Origin of the sequence: Citrobacter sp. R-1.5.2 (genome assembly GCF_035064245.1) — a bacterium.
Classification (GTDB): domain Bacteria; phylum Pseudomonadota; class Gammaproteobacteria; order Enterobacterales; family Enterobacteriaceae; genus Citrobacter.
In genome coordinates this window covers 55,223-74,183 of sequence record NZ_JASEYC010000019.1, presented here as the reverse complement: position 1 = coordinate 74,183, position 18,961 = coordinate 55,223, and the positions used below count along the sequence as shown (strand labels likewise).

Below are 18,961 nucleotides of genomic sequence, written 5' to 3'. Positions count from 1 at the left end.
TTTCTCTTCAACCGGACCGGCTGTTTGTGTGAAGTGATTCACATCCGCCGTGTCGATGGAGGCGCATTATAGGGAGTTTCCTGTGGCCCGCAACCCTTAAATGACAGAAAAATGACTGACTGCTGCAATCCCCAGCAAAAGCCCGCCTTATACCCATTTACACACAAAGTTATCCACAAAGCCGTCAATATTCCCTGCATCACATCCCGGAAAAAGAAGAAACCAACATTGAATTCTCTTTTCTATATAGAAAGAAAATAACGGATGCCCGTTTTCTACTACATATATAAGAAGGGATGGCGGCGGGAGTGCCCGGCTCCCCTACTACCTTTGAATTACGTACTTCATCAGGCGATAATACCCGTACAAATAGTGATTCCAGGACTGCGATGAGACACCCTCTGCAACGAACGGCTATACGCAAACGCCCGATGAAACTCGGCACAACCGTGATCCTCATGGTCAGCGCTGTCCTCTTCTCTGTGCTGCTCGTCGTTCATTTGATTTACTTCTCGCAAATCAGCAACACGACACGTGATGCATTAGCAGACAAAGCACTTGCGGTAGCGCGAACGTTGGCAAACTCTCCTGAAATCCGCGAGGGGCTCAAGAAAAAGCCTGAGGACAGTGGTATCCAGGCAATTGCTCAGGCGGTAAATAAGCGCAACGATTTTTTATTCATCGTTGTCACGGATATGAAAAGCATTCGTTATTCACACCCTGAAGCACAACGTATCGGCCAACCGTTTAAAGGTGACGACATCCTGTTGGCGTTACAGGGCAAAGAGAACGTTGCCATTAATCGCGGCTTTCTGGCTAAAGCGCTACGCGTTTTCACTCCCATTTATGACGAACATCACCAGCAGATTGGTGTTGTGTCGATTGGTCTCGAGTTAAGCAGGGTCACCGAACAGATCAATAACAGCCGCGGCAGTATCTTTTGGTCCATCTTATTTGGCGTTCTGGTTGGGTTACTCGGTACCTGGGTATTGGTGAAGGTTCTCAAACGCATTCTGTTTGGTCTGGAGCCTTATGAAATATCCAACCTGTTCGAACAGCGCCAGGCGATGCTGCACTCTATAAAGGAGGGGGTCATTGCCGTTGATGATAGTGGTGAAGTCACACTGATAAACCAGGCCGCTCAGGAGCTGCTGGATTACCGTAAGTCGCAAGATGATGCCCAGCTCTCCACACTCAGCCATGCGTGGTCTCAAGTCGTTGATCTTTCGCAGGTGCTACGTGATGGAACGCCACGCCGTGATGAGGAGATCACGGTGAAGGACCGACTGCTTTTAATCAACACCGTTCCCGTACTGAGCAATGGCAAAATCATCGGGGCAATTTCAACGTTCAGAGACAAGACAGAAGTCCGTAAACTCATGCAACGTCTGGATGGTATGGTCAACTATGCCGATGCACTTCGTGAACGATCCCACGAATTCATGAACAAGTTACACGTGATTCTGGGATTATTGCACCTGAAAAGTTATAAGCAGTTGGAAAATTACATCATTAAGACGGCCAACAATTATCAGGAAGAGATTGGCTCACTGTTAGGCAAAATAAAATCACCGGTGATCGCTGGCTTTTTACTCAGTAAGATTAATCGCACATCTGATTTAGGTCATAGCCTGATCATTAGTAATGAAAGCCAGTTGCCGGAAAACAGTAATGAAGATCAGGTGGCGGTGTTGATCACCGTACTGGGTAATTTGATTGAGAACGCCCTGGAGGCGCTAGGTCAAGAACCGGGGGGAGAGATCAGCGTATCCTTACATTATCGACACGGCTGGTTGCATTGCGAAGTGAATGACGATGGTCCGGGGATCGCCCCCGAACACATCGACCACATCTTTGAGAAGGGCGTCTCGTCAAAAGGAACCGAGCGAGGCGTCGGTTTAGCACTTGTGAAACAGCAGGTTGAAAACGTTGGCGGCAATATTTCCGTCGAATCCGAACCTGGGGTCTTCACCCAATTTTTTGTACAGTTACCGTGGAATGGTGAGAGGGCCAGCAGATGATCAATGTCTTAATTGTCGATGACGATGCAATGGTAGCGGAGTTAAACCGCCGTTATGTCGCGCAGCTGTCTGGTTTTCATTGCTGCGGAACGGCCTCAACTCTCGAAAAAGCCAAAGAGATCATCTTTCATGGCGAACATCATATTGACCTGATTCTACTGGATATTTATATGCAGAAAGAAAACGGTCTGGACCTGTTACCCATTCTGCACAGCGAAGGCTGTAAATGTGATGTCATCGTCATCTCCTCCGCCGCCGATGCAACAACCATCAAAGACTCACTCCACTACGGTGTCGTTGACTATCTGATCAAACCGTTTCAGGCCTCACGCTTTGAAGAAGCCTTAACCAACTGGCTCCAAAAGAAAACGGATATGGAGAAGCACCAGTACTATGAACAGTCAGAGCTTGACCAACTGATTCATGGTAGCTCTTCCAGCGAGCAGGAAACGCGGCGCTTACCCAAGGGGTTGACACCACAAACGTTACGCACGCTGTGCCAGTGGATTGATGAGCACCAGGACCAAGAGTTCTCCACAGATGAGTTGGCTAACGAGGTTAATATCTCCCGGGTCTCATGCCGCAAATACCTTATCTGGCTCGTCAATTGCCATATCTTATTTACCAGCATCCACTATGGTGTTACTGGCCGACCGGTTTACCGCTACCGCGTTCAGGCAGAGCATTACTCATTACTTAAGCAATACTGCCAATAAAACTCTCCCAGGGATTATTCGTTATATAAAAGTAACAATTATTAAAATAATGAAAAATCCCTTTTCATCCCGCTAAAACAGATAAATAGTGAATTTGCGTTAGATCAAATATATTTGTATCAGACATGTTAAATTTATTATTTTGTTATTGATAAACATCACACTGTTTTTAATTTCAAAATCGCTAACAAAAGTTAATTAAGTATTAACTAACTCACAGAGTGTGTATTTTTACTCCTAAAGGATTAGTCTGAATTTAATCAGACATAAAAATCTAGACTGGTAGCAATGGAGACCATGCTACGTACTATGGACACCGTACATTTTTGTGAGCAAATAAACGTATCCGTACGCCTGATTCATTACTACATGACATGGCGTGACCGCGATCACATAAAAAATACACTCACCTTGTATACCGGTGTTTCACGTAATAGCGGACAACGTAGAACCGACGGTCAGCACCCAGAAAACCGGTGTAAGCCAGCCAAACTACAGCGTCAGCCGCAGCGCTTCATAACCAGCCCGACTTCCCATCGCCTGAGGATTCTTTCCTCCGATCAATGCCATAGAAAAAAGCTAAATACTTCCAAAAATTTATAAAAACATTCTAGCCAGATATTTAAACATTAATCGCAAATACGGACATATCGAATACTGACCATTTTTTGATGCTTATTCCGGCAAAAAAGAATGTGCCACAGATCCATTTTTCAAAAAATTGACTGGGTTTTTCGCGAGGGTAAATAAAATGTTATTTAGTATACAACTTCTCATAATATTAATATGTTTGTTTTATGGTGCCAGAAAGGGCGGTATCGCGCTGGGTTTGTTAGGCGGTATCGGCCTGGTTATTCTGGTTTTCGTGTTCCATCTCCAGCCGGGTAAACCCCCTGTCGATGTAATGCTGGTTATTATTGCCGTGGTGGCCGCATCTGCAACCTTACAAGCCTCTGGCGGTCTTGACGTTATGCTGCAAATTGCTGAAAAGCTGCTGCGTCGTAACCCAAAATACGTTTCTATCGTAGCACCGTTTGTGACCTGTACCCTGACTATCCTGTGCGGTACCGGCCACGTGGTGTACACCATTCTGCCGATCATTTATGACGTCGCCATTAAGAACAATATTCGCCCGGAACGTCCAATGGCGGCGAGTTCTATCGGTGCACAGATGGGGATTATCGCCAGCCCGGTTTCCGTAGCCGTTGTCTCGTTGGTTGCGATGCTGGGTAACGTGACATTTGAAGGCAAGCACCTCGAATTCCTCGACCTGCTCGGCATCACCATTCCATCTACCCTGCTGGGTATCCTGGCTATCGGTATTTTCAGTTGGTTCCGCGGTAAAGATCTGGATAAAGACGAAGAGTTCCAGAAGTTTATTTCCGTACCTGAAAACCATCACTATGTGTATGGCGACACGGCAACGCTGTTAGACAAAAAACTGCCGAAAAGTAACTGGCTGGCAATGTGGATCTTCCTCGCTGCCATCGCCGTTGTTGCCGTGCTCGGTGCAGTATCTGAACTGCGCCCTTCTTTTGGTGGCAAACCGCTGTCAATGGTACTGGTTATCCAGATGTTCATGCTGCTGACTGGCGCATTGATTATCATCTTAACCAAAACTAATCCCGCATCTATCTCAAAAAATGAAGTCTTCCGTTCAGGTATGATCGCGATTGTTGCGGTGTACGGTATTGCCTGGATGGCGGAAACCATGTTCGGTGCGCATATGTCTGAAATTCAGGGCGTACTGGGCGAAATGGTGAAAGAACATCCGTGGGCCTATGCGATCGTCCTGCTGTTAGTCTCCAAGTTTGTAAACTCTCAGGCTGCAGCGCTGGCCGCTATCGTTCCGGTCGCACTGGCTATCGGGGTTGATCCAGCGTACATCGTTGCTTCTGCTCCGGCATGTTACGGTTACTACATTCTGCCGACCTACCCGAGCGATCTGGCTGCTATTCAGTTTGACCGTTCAGGTACCACCCACATTGGCCGTTTCGTTATCAACCACAGCTTCATTCTGCCTGGTTTGATCGGCGTAAGCGTATCCTGTGTCTTTGGTTGGGTCTTCGCCGCAATGTACGGTTTCCTGTAATCACACTTCGCGTGCCGTCCGCTATGGTGCGGCACGCCACCTTTAAGACGCAGAGAATTTTTAAATTCCTGATAAAAATGAAAAGGCTGGAAGCAAATGTCAAAAGTTGAATTCACTTACCAGGCGGCTTTCCCACTGGGGGAAGACAAAACTGAGTACTACCTGCTGACATCCGATCATGTCAGCGTCGGCGAGTTTGAAGGCGAGTCAATCCTGAAAGTAGCACCTGAAGCACTTACGTTACTGGCCCAGCAAGCCTTCCACGATGCCTCCTTCATGCTTCGCCCTGAACACCAACAGCAAGTCGCCTCCATACTCCATGATCCTGAAGCCAGCGAAAACGATAAATACGTTGCGCTGCAATTCCTGAGAAACTCCGAGATTGCCGCCAAAGGCGTATTGCCAACCTGTCAGGATACCGGCACGGCCATTATCATGGGCAAAAAAGGTCAACGTGTCTGGACCGGCGGCGGTGACGAAGCGGCGCTCTCCAGAGGCGTGTTTAATACCTATATTGAAGATAACCTGCGCTACTCGCAAAACGCAGCGCTGGATATGTACAAAGAAGTGAATACCGGCACTAACCTGCCTGCGCAAATCGACCTGTACAGCGTGGACGGCGACGAATATAAATTCTTGTGCGTGGCAAAAGGCGGCGGTTCTGCCAACAAAACCTATCTGTATCAGGAAACGAAAGCACTGCTGACTCCCGGAAAACTGAAAAACTTCCTGGTTGAGAAAATGCGTACACTGGGGACGGCAGCTTGCCCGCCATACCATATCGCGTTTGTGATTGGTGGTACGTCAGCAGAAAGCACCCTCAAAACGGTGAAACTGGCCAGCACACACTACTATGATGCGCTGCCGACGGAAGGTAACGCTCACGGTCAGGCATTCCGCGATCTGCAACTGGAACAAGAGCTGCTGATCGAGGCCCAGAAACTCGGCCTCGGCGCCCAGTTTGGCGGGAAATATTTTGCTCACGACATCCGCGTGATTCGACTGCCTCGCCACGGCGCATCCTGCCCGGTAGGCATGGGCGTTTCCTGCTCCGCAGACCGTAATATTAAGGCCAAGATTAACCGCGAAGGTATCTGGATTGAAAAACTGGAACATAACCCAGGCCAGTACATTCCGGAATCTCTGCGCCAGGCCGGCGAAGGTGAAGTGGTTAAAGTTGACCTTAACCGTCCAATGAAAGAGATCCTTGCCCAGCTTTCTCAGTACCCGGTATCCACCCGTCTGTCGCTGAGCGGTACAATCATTGTGGGTCGCGACATCGCCCACGCGAAGCTGAAAGAACGTATCGAGTCCGGCGAAGGTCTGCCGCAGTACGTGAAAGATCACCCGATCTACTACGCAGGTCCGGCGAAAACGCCTGCGGGTTACCCGTCCGGTTCTTTGGGTCCAACCACTGCGGGTCGTATGGACTCCTATGTTGACCTGCTGCAGTCCCATGGCGGCAGCATGATCATGTTGGCGAAAGGTAACCGCAGCCAGCAAGTGACCGACGCCTGCCATAAACACGGCGGCTTCTACTTAGGTAGCATCGGTGGTCCGGCAGCTGTACTGGCGCAGCAGAGCATTAAGCATCTGGAATGCGTGGAATACCCGGAGCTGGGAATGGAAGCTATCTGGAAAATCGAAGTTGAAGATTTCCCTGCCTTCATCCTGGTCGATGACAAAGGCAACGATTTCTTCCAGCAAATCGTGAGCAAACAATGCGCTAACTGCGCGAAGTAACCTATTCGGCCCGGCACTGGACTGACACCAAATTTTTGGGGCCAGCCCAGTGATCCCCCCGGGCCAACTTTATCCCCCCATTAACTGGCGTTGAATTTTCGCCGTTCACAGTGAATAGTAATATTTTCCATTACTTGTGAATTCGCCATGCTCCGCACACTGAATCCTGTAATACTGAACACTGGCGCTATAGTGCTGGCGCTGATCCTTATCTACACCGGCTTCTGCGCCACCGAGAAATTAACCTGGCTGATGGAAGTGACGCCGGTCATTATTGTTGTGCCATTGCTGCTCGCCACCATGAAGCGTTACCCGCTGACTCCCATGCTCTACACGCTTATCTTCTTTCATGCCATCATTTTGATGGTTGGCGGCATGTATACCTATGCCAAAGTCCCCATTGGTTTTGAAGTGCAGGCGTGGCTGGATCTCAGTCGCAACCCCTATGACAAACTGGGTCATTTTTTCCAGGGACTGGTGCCAGCCCTGACGGCAAGAGAGATTTTAGTCCGCGGCAATATTGTCCGCGGCCGCAAGATGTTAGCGTTTTTAGTCTGCTGCGTAGCACTGGCAATCAGCGCCACCTATGAGCTCATTGAATGGTGGGCGGCACTGGCGATGGGACAAGGCGCGGATGACTTCCTGGGTACGCAGGGCGATCCATGGGATACCCAGTCGGATATGTTCTGCGCCCTGCTCGGCGCGCTAACGACGGTGCTTGTACTGGCGCGAGTTCATTGTGCACAGCTGCGCCGCTACGGGCTGGTAAGCGCCAACTAAATATACATACTGCCGGATGTCGATAACGTTCATCCGGCAGACGCGAAATGGACCTTATCGATGCAACCAGGCCGGCAACCACTCGCCGTGTGCGTCAATCAGATCATCCACCAACGCATAAATCTCCTCAATCCCTAATACCGCAGCGGTATGCGGATCTATCATCGCCGCGTGATAAACACGATCGCGATTCTCCGTCAGAATAGCTTCCGTCAGCAGGGTTTGAACATTGATATTCGTTTGCATCATCGCCGCCAGATGAGACGGGAGAGCACCCACTTTTGTCGGCTGAATACCATTGGCATCAACCAAACAAGCCACCTCGACACAACAGCCCTGCGGCAGGTTATCGATCAAGTTGTCGTTACGAACATTGCCATACACCACGCTGGGTTCTCCGGTCCAGATAGCGTTCATGATTGTGCTGGCATATTCCCTTGACGGTTTGATATCAATGCGCGCCGTCGTTTTGTACGCTTCCAGCTCTTTATGCCAGTTCGCCAGCTGCTCGACACAGCGCTTCGGATATTCATCCAGCGGAATCTTATAGCGCTCAATCAGATCTTCACGACCCGGTTTGATAAACCACGGCGTGTATTCAGCAAAGTGTTCCGACGACTCGGTGACGAAATACCCCAACCTTTTGAACATTTCATAACGCACAATGTTCTGGCAGCGAGTATTGCCGTGGATATTCGGTTTCGGGACCAGTCCTGTTTCATAAGCTGCCAGCAGTTCCGGATAGAGATCGACATAGGTCCCATCAGCCGTTTTACGCTCCAGTTGCAGATAAAACGCCATATGGTTGATCCCGGCGCTGCAATAGCGCAAAAAAGTAGGGTCGATATCCAAATCACGGGCCAGCTCCTCCGCCGTTCCCTGCACCGAATGACATAACCCAACCTGTTTAATATGCGGATAGCGTGCATATATTGCCCAGGTGTTCATCGCCATGGGATTAACATAATTAAGCAGGGTGGCATGCGGGCAGACGTCGGTCATATCCTCGCAAATCTGCCATAAATGCGGAATCGTACGCAGTGCGCGCATAATGCCACCAGGCCCCAACGTGTCGGCTATCGTTTGTTCCAGACCGTGGCGCTTACACACGGAAAAATCGGTCACGGTACACGGCTCGTAACCGCCGATCTGGAAAGCGACAATTACAAAATCGGCATCCTGCAATGCCGCTTTTTGATCGGTATAACAAGTGATCTGGCCACAAGCGCCAGCCGAGTCCATCAGCTTACGCACCACAATATGCGACTCTTCCAGGCGGACGGCATCGATATCCATTAAAGCAATATGCGCGGATTTCAGCGCATCGCGGTGAAAGACATCTCCGAGAATATTCTTCACGAAAATCGTCGATCCCGCGCCGATAAAAGTAATTTTGGGTGCAGACATCATGACTCTCCTGAGCGTGGGGTGATGAACGTCATGGTGGCATGAGGATGCGAGAAAAACGTCCGGCTTCTGCACCGAGTACTCCCAAAAACTCAGTTCGCCTTTTCGCCCGGATGAAAACTGAGTTTCTGGGACAATTTTTACCAAAAAGCAGAGTATCCGGGTTCAAAAAAGCACACTACCCGGTAATGGTGACCTGATTTGCGCGCCGATTCGCAGTCTTATCCGCTGAAAAATGGCATGATTCTGAACAATCAGGAACTGGAGCTACCATGACCACGCCGCCAATCTCAGCGCTTCCCCCCGATCCGCACATGTGCAACAGCGATGAAAAACAAACCCGTAGCCCACTGTCGCTGTACTCGGAATATCAACGTCTCGATATCGAACTACGTGCACCGCACGCCATGACCACCAGCCACTGGCATGGACAGGTGGAGGTTAACGTACCGTTCGACGGCGATGTGGAATACCTGATCAATAACGAAGTGGTGCAGATAAAACAGGGCCATATCACCCTGTTTTGGGCTTGTACGCCGCACCAGTTAATACGACCAGGTGCCTGCCAGAACATGGCTATCTTTAATTTACCCATGCACCTGTTTCTCTCCTGGCCGCTGGACCGTGAACTGATCAACCACGTCACTCATGGTATGGTCATCAAATCACAAACCTCTCAGCAACTGAGCACCTTTGAAGTTCAGCGCTGGCAACAGGAGCTGAGCAGCCCGAACGAACAAATTCGCCAGCTTGCCATCGATGAAATTAGCCTGATGCTCAAGCGGTTTAGCCTCTCCGGCTGGCAGCCAATCCTGGTCAATAAAACCGCAGGCACGCACAAAAACAGCGTTTCACGCCACGCGCAGTTTTACGTGAGTCAAATGCTCAGTTTTATTGCCGACAACTACGATCAGGCGCTCACCATCAACGATGTTGCGGATCACGTGAAGCTCAACCCCAATTATGCGATGGGGATTTTCCAGCGCGTGATGCAACTCACCATGAAGCAGTACATTACCGCGATGCGTATCAACCACGTTCGCGCATTACTGAGCGACACCGACAAAACCATTCTGGACGTCGCCCTGACCGCCGGGTTTCGCTCCAGCAGTCGTTTTTACGATACTTTCAGCAAATTTGTCGGCATGTCACCACAGCAGTACCGCAAACTGAGCCAGCAACATCGACAATCGATGGCCGGTTAAGCGCCGGATGGCGCAAACACATGCCCACTGACAGCACTTCCCATCAGGCAATATCAGTATCAGCCAAAAAAATAATTCCACTGTCGATAAACAGTGCCGAAAAACTGCCTTCGTTCAATACCAATTGATTGTTTATAAAGGAATAAAAACAAAATAAGCTCATTTCTCGACCACTTTACAGCCCAATTCGTCAGGATAATACTTGCCTGCGTCACATTCATACGGTGTGTCTGCAATCCATACATTGCAACCTCTCCACTACCGGGTAAAAGATGATGAAAGTATTAATTGTTGAAAGTGAGTTTCTGCATCAGGACACCTGGGTTGGTAGCGCTGTCGAGCGTCTGGCTGATGCCTTAAGTCGCCAAAATGTTACCGTCATTAAGTCCACCTCATTCGACGATGGTTACGCCATCCTCGCCGCAAATGAAGCCATTGATTGCCTGATGTTCAGCTATCAAATGGAACAACAAGATGAACACCTGAATGTCAGGCAATTGATCGGCAAGCTCCACGAACGCCAGCAAAACGTCCCCGTTTTCCTGCTGGGCGATCGGGAAAAAGCCACTGCATCGCTGGATCGCGATCTGCTGGAGCTTGTCGATGAATTCGCCTGGATTCTCGAAGATACCGCTGACTTTATTGCCGGGCGCGCCGTTGCTGCGATGACCCGTTACCGCCAACAGCTGTTACCGCCGCTGTTCAGCGCGCTGATGAAATACAGTGACATCCACGAATATTCCTGGGCAGCCCCTGGTCACCAGGGCGGTGTGGGATTTACTAAAACACCGGCCGGTCGTTTCTATCATGACTACTACGGTGAAAACCTATTCCGTAGCGACATGGGTATTGAACGCGCGTCACTGGGTTCGCTGCTTGACCATACTGGCGCGTTTGGTGAAAGCGAAAAATATGCCGCGCGTGTCTTCGGCGCTGATCGTTCATGGTCCGTGGTGGTCGGTACTTCTGGCTCTAACCGCACCATCATGCAGGCATGCATGACTGATAACGATGTGGTAGTGCTGGACCGTAACTGCCATAAATCCATTGAACAAGGGCTCATTCTTACCGGGGCAAAACCGGTGTACATGGTGCCAAGCCGCAACCGCTACGGCATTATCGGGCCTATCTACCCGCAGGAGATGCAACCTGAAACATTGCAGAAAAAAATCAGCGAAAGCCCGCTGACGAAAGACAAAATCGGACAGAAACCGTCATACAGCGTTGTAACCAACTGCACCTATGACGGTGTCTGCTACAACGCAAAAGAGGCGCAGGATCTGTTAGCCCAGACCAGCGATCGCATTCATTTCGATGAAGCCTGGTACGGCTATGCGCGTTTCAACCCGATTTATGCCGATCACTACGCTATGCGTGGTGCACCTGGCGACCATAGCGGCCCAACCGTTTTTGCCACCCACTCGACCCATAAGTTGCTGAATGCGCTCTCTCAGGCATCTTACATTCACGTCCGTGAAGGTCGTGGAGCGGTAAATTTCTCCCGCTTTAACCAGGCGTACATGATGCATGCCACCACGTCTCCGCTGTATGCCATCTGTGCATCAAACGACGTGGCAGTTTCCATGATGGACGGTAACAGTGGCCTGTCGCTCACCCAGGAAGTGATCGATGAAGCCGTCGATTTCCGTCAGGCGATGGCACGGTTGTACAAAGAATTCACGGCTGAGGGCGACTGGTTTTTCAAACCGTGGAACAAAGAGGTGGTTACCGATCCGCAAACCGGAAAAACCTATGACTTTGCGGATGCCCCCACTCAACTCATGACGACCGATCAGAACTGCTGGGTAATGCGTCCTGGTGAATCCTGGCATGGGTTTAAAGACCTGCCAGATAACTGGAGCATGCTGGACCCCATTAAAGTCAGTATTCTGGCTCCAGGTATGGGTGATGATGGTGAACTGGAACAGACCGGTGTTCCGGCGGCGCTGGTTACCGCCTGGCTTGGCCGCCACGGCATCGTACCGACCCGTACCACTGATTTCCAAATTATGTTCTTGTTCTCTATGGGGATCACCCGTGGTAAATGGGGCACACTGATTAACACACTGTGCTCTTTCAAACACCACTACGATGCCAATACCCCGCTCTCACAGGTGATGCCTGAACTGGTAGAGGAACATCCTGACACTTACGCAAACATGGGTTTTCACGATCTGGGCGACACCATGTTTGCCTGGCTGAAAGAAAATAACCCAGGTAGCCGACTCAATGCGGCCTACTCCGGCCTGCCTGTTGCTGAAATGACCCCGCGTGAAGCCTATAACGCGATAGTCAGCGATAACGTTGAGATGGTGGCTATTGAAAATCTGCCGGGCCGTATCGCAGCTAACTCCGTCATTCCTTACCCACCAGGAATTCCGATGCTGCTGTCCGGGGAAAACTTTGGCGATGCCAACAGCCCGCAGATTAGTTATCTACGTTCGTTGCAATCCTGGGATCATCACTTCCCTGGCTTTGAACATGAAACCGAAGGAACGGAAATTATTGACGGTGTGTATCACGTCATGTGCGTGAAAGCCTAATGTCGCTTTTTAGATAGTCTATTTTTTATAAGGTTGACGTGTGATGGTTGAGTAATTCCTGAGTATTGCTGCAAAACAATAACATTGTCATACCTTTTGCGCGGGACCACCCCGCGCTTTTTTTATACGCAAATAGTACGTTGCCACTTGCGTAAAAAATTATGTACATGCCAAGAAACCCTACAGATATTGTAATTACTAAAAATCACGCTATTTTATCGCTTGTCTTGATTCATCATACAATTTTTTTTAGCCGCTATTACTCAGCAGGTGCTGAGTTACGGTATTTGATGTTCATATTCCGGGAGTTTGGGTATGAGGCTTTGCAGCAAAGAAGCTTGTGTTGTTGTATTAACGGAGAAAGATGTTTGGTTAAGGATTAACGGTAAAGAAGCCATCAGTTTAAAAGCTAACCACATGGCTCTGGTGGCGTGTGATAATAATATTATCGACTTCTCTTCACTTAATAACGCACTGGTCGTACATATCAGTCGCGATGTCATTAAAGACTATCTACGATTTTTAAATAAAGATCTTTCACAGATCCCTCTCTGGCAACGTAGCGCCAACCCAGTGATGACCGCCGTCTGCCTGACGCCGGATGTCTTTCGGGTTGCCGCTCAACACAGCGTAATGGAAACGCAAAACGAAGGCGAAAATGAGCGTACCCGCTCACTACTGTTCACCGTATTATCGCGTTTTCTCGACAGCAAAAAGTTTATCTCCCTGCTTATGCATATGTTACGCAATCGCATCAGCGACAGCGTTTACCACATCATTGAGAGCGATATTCATAAAGACTGGAATTTAAGCATGGTCGCCAGTTGCTTATGTCTGAGTCCCAGTTTGTTAAAGAAAAAGCTCAAAAATGAAAATACAAGTTACAGTCAAATAATAACCACGTGTCGTATGCGTTATGCCGTCAATCAATTAATGATGGACGGGAAAAACATTTCACAGGTATCTCAGCTGTGTGGATATAACAGTACTTCATACTTTATCTCCGTATTCAAAGAGTTCTATGGAATGACGCCACTGCATTATGTCAGTCAACATCGGGAACCCTCCGCTGCCTGATTTTTGATCATTTAGCGATGAGCCATAATAATATCAGCATTGGCGATACCCCTGTTCCGCCATCATAAAATAGTCTTCTGAAGAGGTATGATGTGACGTCATTTATCCTTATCAGGAGTTAAAAAATATGTCGACGGATGCTGATGCTCACAAAGTGGGCTTAATCCCCGTCACCCTTATGGTGTCGGGGAATATTATGGGTTCCGGTGTATTCCTGCTACCCGCAAACCTGGCGTCAACTGGCGGGATTGCAATCTACGGATGGTTGGTCACTATTATCGGTGCTCTGGCACTGTCGATGGTGTACGCCAAAATGTCGTCCTTAGACTCCAGTCCCGGTGGTTCTTACGCTTATGCACGCCGCTGCTTCGGTCCCTTTTTAGGTTACCAGACTAACGTCCTGTACTGGTTGGCCTGCTGGATTGGTAACATCGCCATGGTCGTTATTGGTGTGGGTTACCTGAGCTATTTCTTCCCCATTTTAAAAGATCCGCTGGTCCTGACGCTCACTTGTGTCGTTGTACTGTGGATCTTCGTCTTGCTGAATATTGTCGGTCCAAAAATGATCACTCGCGTGCAGGCCGTTGCGACGGTACTGGCGCTGGTACCGATCGTCGGGATTGCTGTCTTCGGCTGGTTCTGGTTCCGCGGTGAAACCTATATGGCAGCCTGGAACGTCAGCGGAATGAATACCTTCGGCGCAATCCAAAGCACCTTAAACGTAACCTTATGGTCGTTCATTGGGGTTGAAAGCGCCTCTGTTGCCGCCGGTGTGGTTAAAAACCCGAAACGTAACGTCCCTATTGCCACCATTGGTGGGGTGCTGATTGCCGCCGTCTGCTACGTTCTCTCAACCACGGCGATTATGGGTATGATCCCTAACGCTGCGCTGCGCGTGTCAGCCTCACCGTTTGGTGATGCTGCACGAATGGCACTGGGTGATACCGCTGGTGCCATTGTCTCCTTCTGTGCAGCAGCTGGGTGCCTTGGCTCACTGGGGGGTTGGACACTGTTGGCCGGCCAGACCGCAAAAGCGGCAGCCGATGACGGCCTGTTCCCACCGATTTTCGCTCGCGTCAACAAAGCGGGGACACCAGTTGCCGGGCTCATTATCGTCGGGATCCTGATGACCCTCTTCCAGTTCAGCAGCATGTCGCCAAACGCCGCAAAAGAATTTGGTCTGGTCTCTTCCGTCTCAGTTATCTTCACGCTGGTGCCTTATCTGTACACCTGTGCCGCTTTGCTGCTGCTGGGACACGGTCACTTTGGTAAAGCGCGTCCGATGTACTTACTGGTGACCTTCGTGGCATTTGTCTACTGCATCTGGGCAGTGGTAGGTTCTGGTGCCAAAGAAGTGATGTGGTCGTTCGTGATGTTGATGGTCATCACCGCGCTGTATGCGCTCAATTACAACCGGATCCATAAAAACCCGTATCCTCTGGATGCCCCGACCAACAATAATTAATGCCTGTAAGCGTCGTTGCCCGATGACATAAGCGCATCGGGCCTACGCATCACACACCCCACCAGTACCTGCTAACATTAAGAACTTAATGTTGGCTTAATTTTACTTTGAGAGGATCCGCTCCACTTAGTCGATGGAACCCCCTTAATGTTAAAGCTCCTGTTTAAAAGACCGACTCTCGGGCAAATCAGCTGGCTATTGCTGATCTCATTTTATCTTGCGACCTTCCTGAACATCGCGTTCTACAAACAGGTACTGCAAGACCTTCCGCTGGATTCACTGCGCAACATCCTGGTGTTCTTATCGATGCCGGTTGTCGCGTTCAGCGTCATGAATATCGTGCTCACGCTGGCCTCTTTCCTGTGGCTTAACCGCCTGGTCGCGTGCATTTTCATTCTGGTTGGGGCGTCCGCCCAGTATTTCATCATGACCTACGGCATCATCATCGACCGCTCGATGATCGCCAACATGATGGATACCACACCGGCTGAAACCTTCGCCCTCATGACACCGCAAATGCTCCTGACGCTGGGACTGAGCGGCATTCTGGCCGCCATCGTTGCCTGCTGGGTAAGAATCAAACCCATTACGCCTGCGCTGCGCAGCGTGTTGTATCGCGCTGCGAATATCCTGATATCGGCACTGCTTATCGTGCTGGTCGCCGCCTTCTTCTATAAAGATTACGCGTCGCTGTTTCGTAATAACAAAGAGCTGGTTAAGTCCCTCAGCCCGTCCAACAGCATCGTGGCAACGTCATCCTGGTATTCACACCAGAGGCTGGCCAACCTGCCGCTGGTACGTATTGGCGAAGATGCGCATCGCAATCCAGAAATGGTGAAAGGAAAACGTAAGAACCTCACTATTGTGGTGCTCGGTGAAACGTCACGCGGCGACAACTTCTCTCTGTCCGGTTATTCACGTCAGACCAATCCGTTGCTGGAAAAAGATGATGTCGTTTATTTCCCGCGTACAACATCCTGCGGTACAGCGACAGCTGTTTCCGTACCCTGCATGTTCTCCGACATGCCACGAGCGCACTACGATGAAGAGCTGGCCCACCATCAGGAAGGCGTACTCGATATCATCCAGCGGGCGGGAATTAATGTTCTGTGGAATGATAACGACGGCGGCTGTAAAGGTGCCTGTGACCGCGTACCGCATCAGGATATGACTGCACTGAACCTACCAGGACAGTGTATTAACGGTGAATGCTACGATGAAGTCCTGTTCCACGGGCTGGAAGAGTACATTAATAACCTGAAGGGCGACGGCGTGATCGTGCTGCACACCATCGGCAGCCATGGTCCAACCTATTACAACCGTTATCCGCCACAGTTTAAGAAATTTACCCCAACCTGCGATACCAACGAAATTCAAACTTGTTCGCAGCAGCAACTGGTGAATACCTACGACAATACCATCCTGTACATTGACTATATTGTTGATAAAGCGATCAATATACTGAAAGCGCATCAGGATAATTTCACCACCAGTCTGGTTTATCTTTCCGATCACGGTGAATCCTTAGGAGAAAACGGCGTCTACTTGCACGGTCTGCCGTATTCGATTGCACCTGACACACAAAAACATGTACCGATGCTATTGTGGCTTTCAGAGGACTATCAGCAACGCTACCAGATTTCTCAAACATGTTTGCAGAAACGGGCCAGCTCAGAAGATTTCTCACAGGATAATCTGTTCTCAACCCTGCTGGGATTAACGGGCGTACAAACCAAGTATTACCAGTCAGCAGATGATATTCTGCACCCATGCAAGGGAGGCTAACCGAATGAAAATTCTGATTGTTGAAGACGATACGCTGTTACTACAGGGGCTGATACTTGCCGCACAAACGGAAGGCTACGCCTGCGATGGCGTGTCAACAGCCCGTGCCGCCGAACATTGCCTGGAAACGGGCCATTACAGTCTTGTCGTTCTGGATTTAGGTTTGCCGGATGAGGATGGCCTGCATTTTCTGACCCGCATCAGGCAGAAAAAATATACCGTTCCGGTCCTGATCCTGACCGCCCGCGACACCGTGAAAGACCGCATCACCGGGCTGGACGTTGGCGCGGATGACTATCTGGTCAAACCGTTCGCGCTGGAAGAACTGCATGCCCGCATTCGGGCGCTGTTGCGCCGGCATAACAATCAGGGTGAAAGTGAGATTATCATTGGCAACCTGACATTGAATATCGGCCGCCGCCAGGTGTGGATGGATGGACAAGAAATTGTCTTAACGCCAAAAGAGTATGCGCTATTGTCGCGGCTGATGCTCAAAGCGGGGAGCCCGGTGCACCGGGAAATTCTGTATAACGACATCTACAGCTGGGATAACGAACCGTCGACCAATACGCTGGAAGTCCACATCCATAACCTGCGCGATAAAGTGGGAAAATCACGCATTCGCACGGTTCGAGGTTTTGGCTACATGCTGGCCGCTACTGAGGAAAGCTAAGTGAATTTGATGCGTTTTCTAAAACAACCGCTCCCGCTTCGCCAGCGTTTAATGCTGACGATCGGCCTGATTCTGCTGGTCTTCCAGCTGATTAGCACCTTCTGGTTGTGGCACGAAAGCACCGAGCAAATACAGCTGTTCGAACAGGCGTTACGCGAAAACCGTAACAACGATCGCCATATCATGCATGAGATCCGGGAGGCTATCGCCAGCCTGATCGTCCCCGGCATTTTTATGGTCAGCCTGACGCTCATTATTTGCTATCAGGCGGTGCGGCGCATTACCCGTCCTCTTGCCGATCTCCAACAGGAGTTAGAAACTCGCACAGCGGATAATCTGGCTCCCATTAATATCCGTAGCTCCACCATTGAGATACAGGCGGTAGTGACGGCGCTCAATCATCTGGTCACGCGGCTAACAACCACTATCGACAACGAGCGTCTGTTTACTGCCGACGTTGCCCATGAGCTACGAACGCCACTATCCGGCGTTCGTCTGCATCTGGAATTGCTCTCAAAAACCCACAATGTTGACGTTACGGCGCTCATCACCCGTCTCGACCAAATGATGGACAGCGTGTCGCAGCTGTTGCAACTCGCCCGTGTGGGTCAGTCGTTTTCGGCCGGGAATTACCAGCATGTCAAACTGCTGGAGGACGTCATACTGCCCTCCTACGATGAACTCAGCACCATGCTGGACCAGCGGCAACAAACGTTGCTCCTACCGGCAAGCGCAGAGGATGTCATCGTACGCGGTGACGCTACGCTGTTGCGGATGTTGTTGCGAAATCTGGTAGAAAACGCCCACCGTTACAGCCCGGAAGGTACCAACATTACGATTGACCTCAACGCGGAACAAAATGCAATTATGGCCGTCGAGGATGAGGGGCCAGGCATTGATGAAAGTAAATGCGGGGAGTTAAGCAAAGCGTTTGTACGCATGGACAGCCGTTTCGGCGGCATTGGGCTGGGATTGAGTATTGTCAGTCGAATTACCCAACTTCATCGCGGGCAGTTCTTTTTACAAAACCGCCCAGGAGCCAGTGGTACTCGCGCCTGGGTGGTACTGGAGAAAGATCAGTAAGAGCTCACCCACACGTACAAAAAGCTGCTCACAATCAGTACGCTGAATACGGTGGTCAAACTTTCATAAATACGGGTTTTCATGACACTCTCCTCCGATAATCTGGAGGAGAGTTTGCCTTACGGAGATTAAGCCAACCTTAAGGCCACGCGCCGGATGGCGGCTGACGCCTTATCCGGCCTACAAAGTACAATGCTACCCATAGACCTGATAAACGTATTGCCGACAGGCAATAACACGAATACTCTGGCTATGCGCCGGATGGCGGCTGACGCCTTATCCGGCCTACAAAGTACAATGCTACCCGTAGGCCTGATAAACGTAGTGCCATCAGGCAATGACTCGAATACTCTGGCTATGCGCCGGATGGC

General features: G+C 50.0%; 14 protein-coding genes. 12 read left to right on the top strand and 2 right to left on the bottom strand.

Annotated elements, in window-relative coordinates; translation table 11 throughout:
• The first annotated feature begins 389 nt into the window (after positions 1-389).
• The 5 genes from QMN38_RS23365 (at position 390) to QMN38_RS23345 (ending at position 7,352) form a co-directional block, all read left to right on the top strand.
• Positions 390-2,021 carry a sensor histidine kinase gene (locus QMN38_RS23365; RefSeq protein WP_271442868.1) on the top strand — a complete coding sequence of 544 codons (1,632 nt, stop codon included), beginning with the start codon at positions 390-392 and terminating at the stop codon, positions 2,019-2,021.
• Positions 2,018-2,737, top strand: a complete 720-nt coding sequence (dcuR, locus tag QMN38_RS23360; protein ID WP_005132485.1) for a two-component system response regulator DcuR — start codon at positions 2,018-2,020, stop codon at positions 2,735-2,737. The genes QMN38_RS23365 and dcuR overlap by 4 nt, the downstream gene beginning before the upstream one ends.
• 751 nt (positions 2,738-3,488) lie before the next feature.
• Positions 3,489-4,829, top strand: a complete 1,341-nt coding sequence (gene dcuB, locus QMN38_RS23355; RefSeq protein WP_048213861.1) for an anaerobic C4-dicarboxylate transporter DcuB — start codon at positions 3,489-3,491, stop codon at positions 4,827-4,829.
• 96 nt (positions 4,830-4,925) lie between these two features.
• Positions 4,926-6,572 carry a class I fumarate hydratase FumA gene (fumA, locus tag QMN38_RS23350; protein WP_137382873.1) on the top strand — a complete coding sequence of 549 codons (1,647 nt, stop codon included), beginning with the start codon at positions 4,926-4,928 and terminating at the stop codon, positions 6,570-6,572.
• A 147-nt stretch (positions 6,573-6,719) separates the two neighbouring features.
• The gene (locus tag QMN38_RS23345; RefSeq protein WP_202037125.1) at positions 6,720-7,352 is read left to right on the top strand and encodes a DUF2238 domain-containing protein; all 633 of its coding nucleotides are present in this window, start codon (positions 6,720-6,722) and stop codon (positions 7,350-7,352) included.
• A 54-nt stretch (positions 7,353-7,406) separates the two neighbouring features.
• Here QMN38_RS23345 and melA read toward each other — a convergent pair whose 3' ends face one another.
• On the bottom strand, positions 7,407-8,762 hold the full coding sequence (melA, locus tag QMN38_RS23340) for an alpha-glucosidase/alpha-galactosidase (protein ID WP_323606155.1): 1,356 nt from the start codon (positions 8,760-8,762) through the stop codon (positions 7,407-7,409).
• A 269-nt stretch (positions 8,763-9,031) separates the two neighbouring features.
• On the opposite strand from melA, the gene melR reads away from it, so the two are divergent.
• From melR to pmrB, 7 genes are all read left to right on the top strand, one after another.
• Positions 9,032-9,964, top strand: coding sequence for a transcriptional regulator MelR (melR, locus tag QMN38_RS23335; RefSeq protein WP_323606153.1), 933 nt, complete (start codon positions 9,032-9,034; stop codon positions 9,962-9,964).
• Between the two features lie 275 nt (positions 9,965-10,239).
• The gene (gene adiA / locus QMN38_RS23330) at positions 10,240-12,507 is read left to right on the top strand and encodes an arginine decarboxylase (RefSeq protein ID WP_323606161.1); all 2,268 of its coding nucleotides are present in this window, start codon (positions 10,240-10,242) and stop codon (positions 12,505-12,507) included.
• A gap of 315 nt (positions 12,508-12,822) precedes the next feature.
• Complete coding sequence (locus QMN38_RS23325; RefSeq protein ID WP_137382902.1) at positions 12,823-13,584, top strand: AraC family transcriptional regulator; 762 nt, start codon at positions 12,823-12,825, stop codon at positions 13,582-13,584.
• 127 nt (positions 13,585-13,711) lie between these two features.
• Positions 13,712-15,049: an arginine/agmatine antiporter gene (gene adiC, locus QMN38_RS23320; RefSeq protein ID WP_137382877.1), complete on the top strand. Its 1,338-nt coding sequence runs from the start codon at positions 13,712-13,714 to the stop codon at positions 15,047-15,049.
• A 147-nt stretch (positions 15,050-15,196) separates the two neighbouring features.
• Positions 15,197-16,834, top strand: a complete 1,638-nt coding sequence (gene eptA / locus QMN38_RS23315; RefSeq protein WP_271449269.1) for a phosphoethanolamine transferase EptA — start codon at positions 15,197-15,199, stop codon at positions 16,832-16,834.
• A 4-nt stretch (positions 16,835-16,838) separates the two neighbouring features.
• Positions 16,839-17,507: a two-component system response regulator PmrA gene (gene pmrA, locus QMN38_RS23310; protein ID WP_048213870.1), complete on the top strand. Its 669-nt coding sequence runs from the start codon at positions 16,839-16,841 to the stop codon at positions 17,505-17,507.
• Positions 17,508-18,590, top strand: coding sequence for a two-component system sensor histidine kinase PmrB (gene pmrB, locus QMN38_RS23305; RefSeq protein WP_323606151.1), 1,083 nt, complete (start codon positions 17,508-17,510; stop codon positions 18,588-18,590).
• On the opposite strand, the gene pmrR is transcribed toward pmrB, so the two are convergent.
• Positions 18,584-18,673: an LpxT activity modulator PmrR gene (gene pmrR, locus QMN38_RS23300; protein WP_271442523.1), complete on the bottom strand. Its 90-nt coding sequence runs from the start codon at positions 18,671-18,673 to the stop codon at positions 18,584-18,586. The genes pmrB and pmrR overlap by 7 nt on opposite strands.
• Between the last annotated feature and the right edge of the window lie 288 nt (positions 18,674-18,961).